At 70.4% G+C, this 15,592-nt stretch carries 12 protein-coding genes; 9 read left to right on the top strand and 3 right to left on the bottom strand.

Going from position 1 to position 15,592, the window contains the following annotated elements:
* Positions 1-22 precede the first annotated feature (22 nt).
* Complete coding sequence (locus DJ69_RS16590; protein WP_099256634.1) at positions 23-628, top strand: helix-turn-helix domain-containing protein; 606 nt, start codon at positions 23-25, stop codon at positions 626-628.
* Between the two features lie 117 nt (positions 629-745).
* On the opposite strand, the gene DJ69_RS16585 is transcribed toward DJ69_RS16590, so the two are convergent.
* Entirely contained in the window at positions 746-1,975 is a 1,230-nt protein-coding gene (locus tag DJ69_RS16585) for a TIGR04347 family pseudo-SAM/SPASM protein (RefSeq protein WP_099256633.1), read from the bottom strand.
* Entirely contained in the window at positions 1,972-2,373 is a 402-nt protein-coding gene (locus tag DJ69_RS16580) for an Htur_1727 family rSAM-partnered candidate RiPP (RefSeq protein WP_099256632.1), read from the bottom strand. The genes DJ69_RS16585 and DJ69_RS16580 overlap by 4 nt, the downstream gene beginning before the upstream one ends.
* Positions 2,374-2,602: 229 nt before the next feature.
* Between DJ69_RS16580 and DJ69_RS16575 the strand changes: the two genes are divergently transcribed.
* The 3 genes from DJ69_RS16575 to DJ69_RS18585 all read left to right on the top strand — a co-directional run bounded on the left by DJ69_RS16575 (position 2,603) and on the right by DJ69_RS18585 (position 6,644).
* Positions 2,603-3,358: a helix-turn-helix domain-containing protein gene (locus DJ69_RS16575; RefSeq protein ID WP_099256631.1), complete on the top strand. Its 756-nt coding sequence runs from the start codon at positions 2,603-2,605 to the stop codon at positions 3,356-3,358.
* A 96-nt stretch (positions 3,359-3,454) separates the two neighbouring features.
* Positions 3,455-5,863: a heavy metal translocating P-type ATPase gene (locus tag DJ69_RS16570; protein ID WP_099256630.1), complete on the top strand. Its 2,409-nt coding sequence runs from the start codon at positions 3,455-3,457 to the stop codon at positions 5,861-5,863.
* Positions 5,864-6,497: 634 nt separating this feature from the next.
* Positions 6,498-6,644 (top strand): hypothetical protein, encoded by a 147-nt coding sequence (locus DJ69_RS18585; protein ID WP_180271853.1) that lies wholly within the window; start codon positions 6,498-6,500, stop codon positions 6,642-6,644.
* A gap of 505 nt (positions 6,645-7,149) precedes the next feature.
* Here DJ69_RS18585 and DJ69_RS16565 read toward each other — a convergent pair.
* Positions 7,150-9,423: a hypothetical protein gene (locus DJ69_RS16565; RefSeq protein WP_099256629.1), complete on the bottom strand. Its 2,274-nt coding sequence runs from the start codon at positions 9,421-9,423 to the stop codon at positions 7,150-7,152.
* Positions 9,424-9,538: 115 nt separating this feature from the next.
* On the opposite strand from DJ69_RS16565, the gene ggt reads away from it, so the two are divergent.
* The 5 genes from ggt to DJ69_RS16540 all read left to right on the top strand — a co-directional run bounded on the left by ggt (position 9,539) and on the right by DJ69_RS16540 (position 15,548).
* Positions 9,539-11,167: a gamma-glutamyltransferase gene (gene ggt, locus DJ69_RS16560; RefSeq protein WP_099256628.1), complete on the top strand. Its 1,629-nt coding sequence runs from the start codon at positions 9,539-9,541 to the stop codon at positions 11,165-11,167.
* Positions 11,168-11,450: 283 nt separating this feature from the next.
* Positions 11,451-12,563 (top strand): branched-chain amino acid ABC transporter permease, encoded by a 1,113-nt coding sequence (locus tag DJ69_RS16555; RefSeq protein WP_099256627.1) that lies wholly within the window; start codon positions 11,451-11,453, stop codon positions 12,561-12,563.
* Positions 12,560-13,936 carry a branched-chain amino acid ABC transporter permease gene (locus DJ69_RS16550; protein WP_099256626.1) on the top strand — a complete coding sequence of 459 codons (1,377 nt, stop codon included), beginning with the start codon at positions 12,560-12,562 and terminating at the stop codon, positions 13,934-13,936. Before DJ69_RS16555 ends, DJ69_RS16550 begins: the two co-directional genes overlap by 4 nt.
* A 98-nt stretch (positions 13,937-14,034) precedes the next feature.
* Positions 14,035-14,847, top strand: a complete 813-nt coding sequence (locus DJ69_RS16545) for an ABC transporter ATP-binding protein (protein WP_245851749.1) — start codon at positions 14,035-14,037, stop codon at positions 14,845-14,847.
* Positions 14,844-15,548, top strand: coding sequence for an ABC transporter ATP-binding protein (locus tag DJ69_RS16540; RefSeq protein WP_099256624.1), 705 nt, complete (start codon positions 14,844-14,846; stop codon positions 15,546-15,548). The genes DJ69_RS16545 and DJ69_RS16540 overlap by 4 nt, the downstream gene beginning before the upstream one ends.
* Positions 15,549-15,592 lie beyond the last annotated feature (44 nt).

Below are 15,592 nucleotides of genomic sequence, written 5' to 3'. Positions count from 1 at the left end.
CGCCGGGCGGTCAAGTAACTCCATGGCCGAAGTCGCAGGGGACGAGCGTCGACTCCGCGTCGACCTCGACATCGATCCGAGCGACGACTGGGACTGCCCGATCGTCTCCGAGACCCCCGACGCCAGCGACGTGGCCGTCAACGCGGTGGGCCACGAGTGCACCGCCGACGTGCAGCCGGTCGACGGCGACGGGCCGGTGCGCGCCCGCGGCGAGGTCTCCGACGACTGCCTCTGCCGGACCTTCCAGCGGTTCGGCTGCGTGCCGCAGGTCCAGCGGGTCGAAGGCGGGACGATGCTCGTGACCACCTACGTCGACGACCGGGACACGGTTCGCGACGTGGTCGGCGCGCTCAGGGAGACGCTCGACTACGTTCGGCTGGTCCGACTCGCGGTCGTCGAGGGGCCCGAGGCGACCGAGCAGGCGACGTTCGACCTCTCCGAACTCACGCCGAAACAGCGGGAGGGGCTCGAACTCGCCGTCGTCCGCGGCTACTTCGACGACGACGGCGACGTGGCGCTCGGGGACCTGGCCGCCGAGCTCGACATCAGCAAGTCCGCGCTCTCACAGCGCCTGCGGACCGCGCAGGCGAAGCTCGTCACCGACGTGTTCGACGGGATCGAGCGATGAGGCGCGCGGCGCTCGTCGGTCCGACGGGCGCTGCTCTCAGACGTGCGGCACCGCCGAGGAGCCTCCGGAGAGGCGCGGTCGGGCGTCGACCACTCCCGACGGCGACCGACCGGGGCCTCAGTCCGCGTCGGCCGCGGAGCCGCCCTCGATCCGGCTCATCGCCGCGTTCCCGTCGCGCTCGGCCTCGGTGAGGTAACACTTCGGGTCGGGCGCGAAGGGGTCGCCGTGGGCCGCCAGCGCGCGGAGCCGCGAGCCGCCGCGGCAGATCTCCCGATAGGCGCACTCCGCGCACTTCCCGGAGAGGTGGTCCTCGCGCTCGCGGAGCCCCGCGAGCAGCGGGTTCGACTCGTCCGACCAGATCGCGCCGAACGACCGGTCCCGGACGTTTCCGGGCGAGTACCCCTGCCAGAACTGGGTGAGGTGGACGTTGCCGACCGGGTCCACGTCGGCGACGCGCTCGCCGGTCGGATCGCCGCCGTTGCGTTGGAGGTACCGGTGGATGAGCCGCGCCCGGTCGGTCCCCATCTCGCGGTCGGCGTACTCGACGAGGTGGCCCGCGTCGGCGTAGTTGCCGACGAGCAGCGTCTCGATCTCCTCGCCGGAGTCGTGGTACTCGCGGGTGAGGTCACACAGGTCGGTGACCGCCTTCCGCGTCGCCTCGGGGCTCAGGTCCACGTCGGCGATGTCGGCGCCGCGACCGCCGTAGTCGAGGTGGTAGAAGCAGAACCGGTCGACGCCAACGTCGACGAGGAGATCGACGACGCCGGCGAGGTCGTCGACGTTGTGCTCGGTGATCGTGTACCGAAGCCCCGTTTTGAGCCCCACGTCGAGACACGCCTCGATCCCCCGAACGGCGGCGTCGAACGCGCCCTCCTCGCCCCGGATGCGGTCGTTGCGCTCGGGGAGCCCGTCGACCGAGACGCCCGCGTACTTGAGTCCCGCCTCCTTCAGCTCGCGGGCGTTCTCGCGAGTGAGGAGGGTGCCGTTCGTCGAGAGGACGGGACGAACGCCGCTGTCGGCGGCGTGTGCGACCAGCTCCGGAAGGTCCTCGCGGACGAGGGGTTCGCCGCCGGAGAACAGGAGCACCGGCACCCCGAAGTCGGCGAGGTCGTCGATGAGCGCCTTCCCCTCCGCGGTGGAGAGCTCGTTCGGCGCGCCCGCTTGGTCGGCCGCCGCGTAGCAGTGCTCGCAGTAGAGGTTACACCGCTTCGTGGTGTTCCACACGACCACCGGGCGCTGCTGTTTGTCGTCGGTGATCTGGGGTTTCTTCGATCCGTCGGCGGCGTCGTACCGGAGCCCGTCGCTCTCGGCGTCGAGGTCGCAGAGGAGTTTGCTGACGGAGATCATCGGGACCCCTCCGTGTCGTCGACAGGCGCCCCGCCGCACGAGACCGTCGGGGCTCCCTCGGTCTCCTCGTAGACGCGCGGTTCGTCGGGATCGCGTCCCGCCGCGTCGGGGTCGCCGGATTCCCCGTCGCCGCCCGCCTCGGCCGCCGACTCCTCGTCCGCGAGCGATTCGGCGGAGTACCGGTGCGTTTCGTCGGCGGGACACACCCACACGTCGCGGGCGTACCACGCGAAGAGCTTGCTCGCCTCCTCGTGGGCGGCGTCGGGCGTCGGCGCCGCGACGGTGCCGACGTGACGGAGCGGGTCCGCCTCCTCCTCGCGGACGAACACTTCGAAGCGCCGGCCGTCCGCGGAGCGCGCCCCGTCCGATCCGCCGGTTCGGTCCGTCTTCTCGACCATACCCGGAGTACGCACGACTCACCGAACCCGCTTTCGAGGGTTCCCACGGCCGCGAAACGCGCCCGAACACGTTCGGATCCGGGACTCATAAACCGTTCTTCGGTATATCGAATCGTCATTCACGGGGAGTTCACGCCGGAGGGCGCACACAGATTCGGTCGCGGGGCGCGTGTTGCCGCGGCGGCGGCTCGGGACACGCGTTATTACCGCCGGGCGCGTATCGGGGGCCATGCGCGAACTCGTCTTCGCCCTGGAGTACGAGCCAGGGCGCAACAGGGTGGCCGACGCGCTGGCCGACCACTCGGGGGCTCGGGTCCGGTCGCTGTCGGTGCACGCCACCGACGACCACCTCTGGCGCGTCGACCACGCGACCGGCACCCCGGCCGCGCTCGACGACGTCGAGGCCGCCTTCCTCGACGGCGACTACTACGCCGACTGCCTCGCGTCGGAGCACTGCGGCGCGGCCCAGACCACTCGCGTCCTCGACCACACGGACGACACGCTGGTGTTGTACACCGACTGGGAGCCCACGCCGGTCTGCGCGTCCGTCCCGCACATCGCGCGCGACCATCTCGGGGAGAGCGTGCTGTTCGAGACGCGCCACGAGGGGCGCCACTACACCTGGCGACTCATCCACTCCGGCGAGGGCGACGTGGGCGACTTCTTCGACGCGCTCCGGGAAGCCGTGGGCGACGCCGCCCGGACCGAACTGCTCAAGACGGCGAGCGTGTCGGGCGCGACCGGCGGATCGGGAGCCAGCGAGAGCGATATCGGCCTCAGTCCCGAGCAGGAGGCCGCGCTCAGGGCCGCCGTCGAACACGGCTACTACGAGTCCCCCCGCGAGGTCGACGTCGGCGGGCTCGCCGACCACCTCGACGTGCCGCGGTCGACGCTCACCTACCGGCTCCGTCGGGCCGAGGAGCGGCTCGCGAAGGCGCACGTCGCCGAGGGCCGGGTCGTCGACGCCGGGCCGGCCTCGCGGTGAGATCGGCCGCCTGCGGGAGCGTCGGGTCCGATCGGAGCCGGCCAGTTGGAATGTTCCAACCAAGGCTTATCGAGATACGGCCCGTCTCTCCACGTAATGACAGACGGTTCGGACGACGGCGACGGGGCCGGCGAAGCGGGACGCCGCCGAGAGCTGACCGCCAGCCTCGCGGTCCCCGAGATGGACTGCCCCTCCTGCGCCGGGAAGGTCGACAACGCGCTCGGACGCCTCGACGGCGTGACTGACGCGGCGCTCAACCCGACCGCCGGGACGGCGAGGGTGACGTACGACCCGGAGGTCGCCGACGAGGCGGCCGTGATCGCGGCGATCGAAGGCGCCGGGTACGAGGTCACCGAGGGGCGGACGGGCGGCTCCGAGGACGCCGACGGCACCGAGGCCGGTGGCGACGGCGCGGGCGCCGGCGGGGTCGCCGTCGCGCCCCCCGCCGAGGTCTGGACGAGCGCGCGCGCCAAGAAGACGTGGGTGGGCGCCGGGCTCGTGACGCTCGGGCTCCTGTTCGAGTTCGTCTTGACGGGGCGGAACACCGCGGTGGCGAGCGTGCTCGGCGCCCCGCTCACGCTCGCCGACGCCCTGTTCATCGGCGCGGTCGCCGCGAGCGGGGTTCCCGTCATCCGCGGGGGGTTCTACTCGGCGCGCAACCGGAGCCTCGACATCGACCTCCTGATGGGGACGGCGATCATCGCGGCGACCGGGATCGGCTACTTCGTCGAAGCCGCCACGCTCGCCGTCCTGTTCAGCATCGCCGAGCTGTTGGAGGACTACGCGATGGACCGCGCGCGCGACTCCCTGCGCGAGCTGATGGAGCTGTCGCCGGACGAGGCGACCGTTAAGCGCGACGGCGACGAGGCGACCGTCCCCGCCGACGACGTGGCGGTCGGCGAGGTCGTGGTCGTCCGCCCGGGCGAGAAGATCCCGCTCGACGGGACCGTCGTCGAGGGGGAGAGCGCGGTCGACGAGTCGCCGATCACCGGCGAGAGCGTCCCCGTCGACAAGGCCCCCGGCGACGAGGCGTTCGCGGGCGCGATCAACGAGGAGGGGTACCTCGAGATCGAGGTCACCTCGACCGCCGGCGACTCCACGCTCGCGCGGATCATCGAACTGGTGCAGGGCGCGCAGGCCGAGAAGACCGAGACGGAGCGGTTCGTCGACCGCTTCGCGGGGTACTACACGCCGGTCGTGGTGGTGCTGGCGATCCTGACTGCCGCGGTCCCGCCGCTGGTCATCGCGGACCCGATCGCGGTCGAGATCGCCGGCTACGGGGTCACGTTCGCCGCGGACTGGGGGACGTGGTTCGTCCGCGGACTCACGCTGCTCGTGATCGCGTGTCCCTGCGCGTTCGTCATCTCGACGCCCGTCTCGGTCGTCTCCGGGGTCACGAGCGCGGCGCGGAACGGCGTCCTGGTCAAGGGGGGGAACCACCTCGAAGCGATGGGTGACGTGGACGCGGTCGCGCTCGACAAGACCGGGACGCTCACCGAGGGGCGGCTGACGGTCACCGACCTGCTCCCGCTGGGCGACGCCGACGAGACGGCCCTGCTGCGCCGGGCGGCGGCGCTGGAGCGCCGGAGCGAACACCCGATCGCGACCGCGATCCTCGACCGCGCCGAGCGGGCCGGGACGAATGACCTCCCCGAGGCGACCGGGTTCGAGAGCCTCACGGGGAAGGGGATCCGGGCCGAGATCGACGGCGAGACGTACTACGCCGGGAAGCCCGCGCTGTTCGAGGAGCTCGGGTTCGACCTGTCGCGGGCGCGGGCCGAGACCGACGGCGGGGTCGTGACCGGAGACGACGAAGTCGGAGCCGCGGCCGAGGGGGACGGTTCCCCCGGTGCGTTCGGCGAGGGCGCCCTCGCCGCGCTGGAACGCGAGGGGAAGACGGTGGTGCTCGTCGGGACGGCGACGGAGCTGACGGGCGCCGTCGCGGTCGCCGACGAGGTCCGTCGCGACTCGGCGCGCGCGGTCGAGCGCCTCCAAGCGCTCGGCGTGGAGCGCGTCGTCATGCTGACCGGCGACAACGAGGGGACCGCGCGAGCGATCGCCGAGCAGGTCGGCGTCGACGAGTACCGGGCGGACCTCCTGCCGGAGGAGAAGGTGGCCGCCGTCGAGTCGCTGCAGGCCGAGTACGGCGAGGTCGCGATGGTCGGCGACGGGATCAACGACGCGCCCGCGCTGGCGACCGCCGAGGTCGGCATCGCGATGGGCGCCGCGGGGACGGACACCGCCCTGGAGACCGCCGACATCGCGCTGATGGGCGACGACGTGGCGAAGCTCCCGTACCTCTACGCGCTCTCGCACACCGCCAACGGCGTCATCCGCCAGAACATCTGGGCGAGCCTCGGCGTGAAGTTCCTGCTGGCGCTCGGCGTGCCGCTGGGGCTGGTGAGCGTCGCCGTCGCGGTCGTCGTCGGCGACATGGGGATGAGCCTCGGCGTCACCGGCAACGCGATGCGGCTCTCCGGCATCGAGCCCGAGTCGTTCGAGTAGGGGGCCGGACCGGCCACCCCGCGACGCGAGAACAAACATGAACAATTATTAAGGATGCGCTCATCCGTGGGGATGTGCCACCCGTAGTACACGGCTGATCCAGGCTCGGAATCGGAGGCGGCGGTCGGTCCCGAGGGTCCGAGCACGTGCGAGACGAGTATCGAGACGGAGACAGCGGCGTCGACCGACGGAGACGCGGCCTGCCGCGAGGCGGGCGACGACCTCCCGACCGCGGCCGAGGCGGTCGCCCGCTCCGCGGCGACGTTCGACCCGACGGACACGGAGCGGATCCCGAACGGAACCGGCCGGTGGAACGCGTACGCGGGGTCGTGTCACGGCGACGAGTGACCGACCTCGGCCCGATTTTTCGATCGGCGAACGGCGCTCCGGGAGCGACCCGGCCCTTTTAGGCGACGAGCCGACTACGAGCCACCGGCCGATGACGATGCACCGCTCCGAGCTGCCTCGGCACCAGCGATGACGAGCCCTATGAGTGCCGAGGCCGCTATTTTTGACGGTAGAAGGAGCGTCTGAGACGATCTTGTTGGGACCACTGTGGTGGACAGAGGCCCCAGTCAGTCCCGTCCGATCAGGCAGACACGGATTTGACAACGTTGCTGAGCAGCTGTACCACATGGCCGCCGAAATTTCCGACCGGGTCCTCGACGGCGAACTCGACCGCGCGGAAGCCGTCGAGCGCGTCGGTCGGACGAGAGTCGAGCGAGCGGATCGAGAGCGTGAGGGCGTCGAGGAGGATGTGGACTGGGGCCTGAACGCGTGACGTTCGCAGCGGTTTCGGACACCGGACGCAAACATTGGCCGGCGCGTGAAAATCTCATCGACGCCATCACCCAAAACGCGTCACTTTGACTATCTGTTCCGGCAGACGGCGAAGACTCGTGGCCCTGGTCCTGCGGTCGTCGGCGCTGCGTTGCCGGATGTAGTCGAACCGGACGAGGAGCTTCGTTGTACGTTTCTACAGCCGCGGTTGCTGGCATTCCGACTTCCATGCCGAGTGGCGGCGATCGGATCGAGGGGCGTGCGAGCGCAGCCGTGAGATGTCCGCCAGCATCAACGAGAGACTGCACCTCGTCACCGCGGTGGACACGCGTTCGAGATCGACGATCGCAGACAGCTGGATAGACGCCGGACCTGTACTTGATATCGCGGTTATCGATTTATCGCCGCGAAACGGGGCGGTCGGACGACCCGATCGACGCCCTCGAAGAGTGGGTTCCGCCGGCTTCCGTCGCTCGGGGGAGCCGGCGGTCGCCTGCGTCCGCCGTTCAGAGCGGGGCGTCGATGGCGTCGTTCGCGCGCCCGATCCCGGCGAGCGCCTTCGGATCGATCGCCTCGACCGCGGCGTCGTCGTAGCCGGCTTGGTCGTCGGTCGCGAACGCGTCCCGGACCTCCCGCAGCGACGAGGCCGACGCCGAAAGCCGGTCGTCGGCCGCCCGCTCCTCGCCGTTCGCCGCGGCGTCGACCGCCCCGGCCGCCGACTCCCTCGCACGCGAGATACCGTCGCGCACCGGGTCGGACGCGGTTCGGTCGCGCTGCCGGTCCCCGTCCGTCTCGTTCTCGGCGGTTGTGTCTTCACCGTCGTCCCCGTCGGGACTGAGCGACGCCGCGAGCGCGGACAGCTCGTCGAGCTCGCCGCGGAGCGTCCGCGCGAGCGCGAGCTTCCCGGTCCGGACCTCCCGGCGAACCGCGTTGCCGTCGTCGTCGAAGGAGTCCGGCGTCACGCGGTACGCCCCGCGGGTCCCGTCGCGGTCGACCACCTCGACCGTGTACCGGCCCGCGCGGTGGACCGCGACCGCGAATCGGTCGGTCTCGACCGGCTCGCCCTCGTAGACGACGCCGGCGTAGTCCTCGACGACGCGCACGCGGTCGACCCCGTTCGCCTCCCTCGCGTCGCCCCGGATCCAGCCGGCGTCCTCGCGGGCGACGACCGTGAGCTCCCCGTCGCCGCCGACCCGAGCGAGCCCGCCCTCGTGGACGAACCGGGACGCGACCGGGGCGAGACCCGGACCGTTGGCGACGAGGAGATGCGGGCCGGGCTCGACGCGGAGGTACTCGAAGACCCCGCCGCGGGTGACCGTCGCGGTCGGGGCCTCGCTCGCGAGCCGGACGGCCACCTCCGTCGAGAGCGGGAACAGCGACACCCCGGCGACGTCCGCGACCGCGTCGGCGGCCCCGTCCGCGACCCCGTCGAGCGCGCCCGCCGCGCCGGCCCGGAGCCGCCGGACCCGACCGACGACGCGGTTCGCGAGCCCCGCCGGCTCCGCGCCGTCGATCCGCCGGCGGTGTGCGGGGTCGGTGACGTCCGAGAGCGGGTCCGTGAACCGCTCCTGCTCCCAGGGGATGCCGACCGACGTGATGTGGCTCGCGAGCGCGTCCTCGGCGAAGCCGGGGATCGCGAACTCGAAGCTCAGCTGCGGCCCGACGAAGTCGTCGATCGCCTCGCGGAGCGGCGGGAGGGGTTCGAGCGCGTAGGTCGCGTCGGCGTCGACGGCGCTGTCCGGGTGAGCGATCACGAGTCCGGGGTCGCGCAGGGGGAGGTCCGCGGGCGGGGTCGGGAGCCCGCGCCACGCGCCGACCGTCACCCGCTCGTCGATCAGGTCCGTCCGCTCGATCGACAGCGACGGGTGTTCGTGGAGGGGGGCGCCGTCGAGCTCCGGGAGGACGAACGGGAGCCGCGCCCCCTCGTCCCGGGGGAGGCCGTAGGCGAATGGGGCGCGGAGCGTCGCCGAGACGTCAATCGCGTCGTTGGTCACGTCGGAGACCAGATCCCCGGTCGGGAGCCGCTCGAAGCTGGGGACGAGCCCGTTGACCTCGCTGGCGCTGGAGTGTGACCCCACCTCGGAGAGGATCCCGGGACGCGACCCCTCGGGGATCTCCGGGCCGAGGAACTCGTTGTTCGGGCTGGCGCGGGAGTGCGCGCTGGCGGAGAGCAGCAGCGGGTCGCCGCTCTCGCGGTCCACGAACACCTGCAACAGCTCCCAGTCGTGCCAGTGGAAGTTGACCGTGAACTGGTCGAACGCCGAGTAGAGCCAGTACTGCACCGCGTCGACGCCCGGCGCCGCCTCGACGACGTTGTAGAACACGGTGGGCGCGGGCGGCGACCCGGTCTCGCGGAACGCCGCCGAGTAGTCGTCGAGCGCCGTGAACCCGTCGACGACGGCGCCGTCGTCGGTCTCGACGACGTACGGACGCGGGTCGGTGGGGTACCACCGCTCTAACGCGCCGAAGTACAGGTCCGGCGCGTATCGGCCGACCACCGCCGGGATCTCCTCGAGAGCGTCCGCGGGTGGCTCTTCCGCCCCGTCGGTGTCGTCGGGCTCGTCGGGCTCGTCGGCCCCCTCGTCAGTCGCGCCTCCGTCGGCGGAGTCCGGCCGCGAGACGTACCACGCGCCGGCGGCGCCGCCCGCCGCGAGCGCGGCGACTCCAGCGTACCCGAGCACGCGGCGTCGCCGGCGATCCGCGGGAGCCCCGCCGCTCGGCGCGGGCTCGGCGCTCGGCTCCGAGGTTTCCGTCCCGTCCGCGTCGTCTCGGCCGGTCATCTGATTCCGTGAGATGAGGGCCCGGAGTGCGTTAAACGTTACCAATAAACGATGGTTTCGAAACGCCGGAACCGTCCGGGGAGACGTTTAACATCCCGCCGGCGAACGTGTGGCCATGGATCCAGACGTGGACCGGTTCGGCTCCCGGCGGTCGACGGTGTACGGACAGCGCGGCGTGGTCGCGGCGAGCCAGCCCCTCGCGAGCGAGGCGGGGATCGAGGTGCTCCGCGACGGGGGGAACGCGTTCGACGCCGCGGTGGCGACCGCGGCCGCCCTCAACGTCGTCGAGCCCACGTCGACGGGGTTGGGCGGCGACGTGTTCGCGCTGTACCGCACCGCCGACGGCGAGGTCGGCGCCATGCGCGCCTGCGGCGGCGCGCCAGCGGGCGCGACGGTCGAGAAGGTCCGGGAGTCGCTCGCGGCCGACGACGACATCGACGAGGGCGACCCGAGCGGGGTCGAGATGCCGACGACCGGGGCACAGACGGTGACGGTCCCGGGGACCGCGCGGGGGTGGGAGGCGACCGCCGAGCGGTTCGGCGAGTTCGGCCTCGATCGGCTCCTGCAGCCGGCGATCCGCTACGCGACGGAGGGGTACCCGGTCAGCGAGGTGATCGCGGACCAGTGGACGCAGGGCGAGGACCTGTTCGAGAGCGACCACGCCCGCGAGGCGTACCTCTTCGACGGCGAGTCGCCCTCGGTCGGACAGCGGGTGACGCTCCCCCGGCTCGGCGAGTCGATGGAGCTGATCGCCGAGGCGGGCGCCGACGCCGTCTACGAGGGCGAGATCGGCGAGGCCATCGCCGCGGAGGTGCAGGCGGCGGGCGGCTTCATGACCGTCGAGGACCTCGCGGACTTCGAGGTGGAGTGGCCGGAGCCGGTGTCGACGACGTACAACGGGGCGGAGGTGTACGAGCTCCCGCCGAACAACCAGGGGCTCATCGCGCTGGAGGCGCTCAACGTCGCGGCCGAGGTGGGCGCCGGCGAGCACGACTACGACGCTCCCGAGCGCGTCCACTACTTCGCGGAGGCGCTGAAGATGGCCTTCCACGACGGCCACCGCTACATCACCGACCCGGCCTACGAGGAGGTCCCACCGCTCGCGTCCGCGGCGTGGGCGGAGCGACGGGCGGCCGAGGTCGGCGAGACGGCCAACCGCGACGCGAGCTTCGGCGTCCCCGACGCCAACGCCGAGGACGCCGACACCGTCCTGTTGACGGTCGCCGACGAGGCGGGCAACGTCGTCTCGTACATCAACTCGCGGTTCGCCGGGTTCGGGTCCGGGCTGGTCGCCGGCGAAACCGGGATCGCCTTACAGAACCGCGGCTCGTCGTTCTCGCTCGATCCGGACCACCCGAACCGGCTCGAACCCGGCAAGCGACCGTTCCACACCCTCATGCCCGGGCTGATCCGATTCGACGAGGACGACTGGGCCGCCTTCGGCGTGATGGGCGGCTACATGCAGCCGCAGGGGCACGTGCAGGTGGTCTCGAACCTCGTCGACTACGGACTGCCGCTCCAGCGCGCGCTCGACGAGCCGCGGTGGCGGTACCGCGAGAGCGGCGAGTTGGCGCTCGAACCGCGCGTCGACGGGGCGGTCGCCGCGAAGCTGTCCCGGAAGGGCCACGACGTCCGAACGCTCCCGCCGACCGCGTTCGGCGGCGCGCAGATCGCGCGATCCCGGGAGGGCGTCCTCTCGGCGGCGACCGAGCCCCGGAAAGACGGGAACGCGCAGGGGTACTGACCGAAACGGTCCCCGGCTGAGAAACCCCCTCGCGGCTCGTCACGCGGACCGTCCGCGCCGTCGCCGTCCTTGCGCCGTTGCGTCGTTCGGAACCCGATCAGTGGCCGGACCGGCGGACGCGTCGGAGCGCGCCGGCACCGTCGCAGTCGCCCCCATTGGTAGTCAATATCATATATACACTTGAGATTGTACTTACATGGCCAAATGAGGCATACGTCGGGTGATTTAGGGTAGAAAACGTCTTATACGTTGGTTCATACGCTATGGTGAGGAGTGTTATCACGTGAGTGTCTCTGAAACGTACGTCCGTTACCGCCAAACCCTCAGCGAGGAACCGCTCGCCATCGGGGTCCTGCTCGTGGCCCTCTGGATGGCGTGGTCGCTCGCCTCCGGGCTTCTGAGTGGGGGAATTCAGGTTAGCAGCCTCGCGTCCCTCATCTGGGACGGGTTACTCAGGGGGCTGATAATCGGTCTGGCAGGTATCGGACTCTCGATGACGTACAGTATTCTCAACTTCGCGAACTTCGCGCACGGCGACTACCTCACCACGGGGGCGTTCGCCGGGATGGCGACGAGCTATCTCGTCGCCGGGATCGGCGAAAACAGCGTCGGCGCGCTCCTGCTCGTCGGTGCGGGCGGTTCGGTGTTCGGCGGGGCGCTGGGTATCGGGGTCACGACCGCGCCGCTCGCCGTCGTGCTCGGGGCCCTGCTCGCGGGGATCGCCACCATCGCGCTGGCGCTGGTGATCGACCGGTTCGTCTACCGGCCGATCCGCGGCGAGAGCGGTATCGCGCTGCTGATAACCAGTATCGGCGTCGCGTTCGCGCTCCGATACCTGCTCCAGTTCGTCTTCGGAGCGGGCGTGCGCGGGACGACCGCCGCGGGGTCGGTTCCACGCGTCAACGTGCCCGCGATCGACGGGACGTTCCGGGTGACGGCGCACGACATCAGTCTCGTGGTCGTCGCGGCCGGCCTCATGCTCGGCGTCCATCTCCTGCTCCAGCGGACGAAGCTCGGGAAGGCGATGCGCGCGATGTCCGACAACGAGGACCTCGCGCGGATCACCGGGATCCCGACGGAGCGGGTCATCCGCACGACGTGGATCGTCGGCGCCGGGCTCACCGGCGTCGCGGGGTACATGTTCGTCCTCTGGAAGGGGACGCTCGGATTCAACGACGGCTGGCTGCTCCTGTTGCTCGTGTTCGCCGCGGTCATCCTCGGCGGTATCGGGTCGATCTACGGCGCGATCGGCGGGGGGATCATCATCGGGTTGACGGCCTCCGTCTCCGTGGTCTGGATCCCCTCGGAGTTTGGTCGCGCGGCCGCCTTCCTCGTGATGATCGTGATACTGCTGTTCAAGCCTGAAGGCATCTTCGCCGGGAGGACCACAGCATGAGCGCGAGTGACGTTCGCGCGCGCTTCAGGGGGCTCTTCGAGCGGGACGTGACGCTCGTCCTCGCCGTCCTCGGCGCGCTCTACGTGGCGTACATCCTCGCCGGAGTGGTGTTCGGCTACGGGCTCCGCGGACAGCTGAACTCGATCGCCAACCTCACCTTCTACATCGGCGTGTTCGGCATGCTCGCGCTGGCGTTGAACCTCCACTGGGGATACACCGGGCTGTTCAACATCGGCATCGTCGGCTTCATGGGAATCGGCATCTACGTGACGGCGCTGGTCTCGAAGCCGCCGGTCGCGGAGGGGGGCGCCGCGCAGGTCGGCGGCTTCGGCCTCCCGCTGGTCGTCGGGGTGGTCGCCGGCGTGGTCGCGGCCGGCCTCTTCGGTCTCCTCGTCGCGCTGCCGGCGCTCCGGCTCCGGGCGGACTACCTCGCGATCGTCACGGTGGCGTTCTCTGAGATCGTCCGGTTCACGATGATGTCCCGGACGTTCCAGACGTTCACGGTGCCGGACACGATCGACCTCTGGCTGTTCACGATCGACCCGACGGCCGACACGGTCGGGCTCGGCGGCGGAGGCGGGCTCATCCTGAACTACACCGACCCGCTCGAAGCGCTGTTGCGAACGCTGTTCCTCTGGGAGCCGTACCTCGGGTTCGTCGCGGTGGTCGAGCGGACCCTCATCCCGAACAACCCCAAGCCGGTGATCGACGGACTGGCGTACGGGGTCCTCCTGCTCATCGGCGTCGGGCTGTTCTATCTCCTCCTCTCGCGGACCGGAAAGTCGCCGTTCGGGCGCGTCCTGAAGGCGATCCGCGAGGACGAGGACGTCGCGAACGCCCTCGGGAAGGACACCGACCGGTTCAAGCTCACGGCGTTCGTGCTCGGCGCCGCGCTGATGGGGCTCGGCGGCATCCTGTGGTACTCGAGCCGCGGGAGCATCACGCCGCCGTCGTTCCGGCCGAACATCACCTTCTTCATCTGGATCGCGCTGATCATCGGCGGTTCGGGGTCGAACACGGGGAGCTTCCTCGGCGGCGCGATCTTCGCCGGAGTGTTGTACGAAGGGCCGCGGTACTTCAAGAACCTCGTTCAGGCGGCCTTCGATCTGGGCGACGCGCCGCGGAACTTCGGCGAGGCGATGGCCGGGTTCGCGTCGCTCGACCCGATGCCGTTTATCCTGTACACGCTCGACAGCGTCAGCCAGCTGCGGCTGGTGATCATGGGCGTGGTGCTGATCTGGCTGATGCACAACCGCCCCGAGGGGCTGCTCGGCCACCGCAAGGAGACGGCGTCGAGCGTCGACCTCGCTCGACCGGGAAGCGACGGCCCGACCGGGAACCCGGCGGCCGCGGACGGGGGTGAGAACCAATGAGCGAGACGGACGAGTCCCCCACCGAGTCGAAGCCGTCGGACCCCGAAGCGGGCAGCGACGCCGACGACGCCGCGTCCGGGGCCGACCTCTCCGGAGTGATGGGCACCGAGGCCGACGTTCCGAGCGCGGACGACGGGGCCCGGTACGCCCCCCTCGAAGTCGAGGGGCTCCGGAAGGAGTTCGGCGGTATCACCGCCGTCGACGGCGTCAGCTTCGACGTCGAGGAGGGGACGCTCACCGGCCTCATCGGTCCGAACGGCGCCGGGAAGTCGACGACGTTCAACCTCATCACCGGGATGCTCGACCCCACCGCGGGGACGGTCCGGTTCAACGGCGAAGACATCACCGGGCTCCAGCCCCACGAGATCGCGAACAGGGGGCTCGCGCGGACGTTCCAGATCGCCCGCGAACTCGAGGAGATGACGGTCCTCGAGAACATGATGCTCGCACCGAAGGGACAGGTCGGCGAGTCGCTGTGGCGATCGATCATGCCGATGACCCGCGGGTCGGTCCGCGAGCAGGAGACGGAGCAGCTCGAGCGGGTCTGGGAGGTGCTCGACTTCTTCGAGATCGACCACCTCGCCCAGGAGTACGCGGGGAACCTCTCCGGCGGGCAGCGGAAGCTGCTGGAGATGGCTCGGGCGCTGCTGACCGATCCAGACGTGCTGCTCCTCGACGAGCCGTTCGCGGGCGTCAACCCGACGCTCGAAAAGCGGCTCCTCGAGCACATCCACGAGCTCCGCGAGCGGGGGTACACGTTCCTCATCGTGGAACACGATATGGACCTCATCATGAACAACTGCGAGCGCGTCATCGTCATGCATCAAGGCCGGATCCTCAAGGACGGAACCCCCACGGAGATCAAAGAGAGCGAGGAGGTCATCGAGGCCTACCTCGGGGGTGAAGTGTGAGCCTGCTCGAAGTGCGCAACCTGGACGCCGGCTACGGCGACCTCCAGATACTCACCGACGTCGACCTCGACGTCGACGACGAGGAGTACGTCACCATCGTCGGCCCGAACGGCGCCGGCAAGTCAACCGTCATGAAGTCGGTGTTCGGGCTAACGACGCATATGGGCGGGACGGTGACGTTCGCCGGCGAGGACATCAGCGGGACGAAGCCCGAGGACGTGATCCACAAGGGGTTGGGGTACGTCCCGCAGAGCGAGAACGTCTTCGCGGAGCTCGACATCGAGGAGAACCTGGAGATGGGGGCGTATATCCTCGACGAGGTCCCGCAGGACGCGCTCCGGACGGTGTACGACCGGTTCCCGATCCTCGAAGAGCGGAAACACCAGCAGGCCGGCACGCTGAGCGGCGGCCAGCGGCAGATGCTCGCCATGGGCCGAGCGCTGATGCTCGATCCGGAGCTGCTCCTGCTCGACGAGCCCAGCGCCGGCCTCGCGCCGGACCTCGTCGACGAGATGTTCGACAAGATCGACGAGATCAACGAGACGGGGACGGCGGTCCTGATGGTCGAGCAGAACGCCAAGGAGGCGCTCCGGCGCTGCGACCGCGGCTACGTGCTCGCGAACGGCCAGAACCGGTTCGAGGACGAGGGGACCGCGCTGCTGAACGACGAGGAGGTCCGCCGGGAGTTCCTCGGCGGATAGCCGTCGGCGATCGCAGACTGCAGTACCGCGCGGCTCTTTTCCGG

The sequence above is a fragment of the Halorubrum persicum genome, from assembly GCF_002727125.1.
GTDB lineage: Archaea > Halobacteriota > Halobacteria > Halobacteriales > Haloferacaceae > Halorubrum > Halorubrum persicum.
Note: the sequence above shows the minus strand (reverse complement) of the source record. Positions and strands in the feature narration are given on the sequence as shown.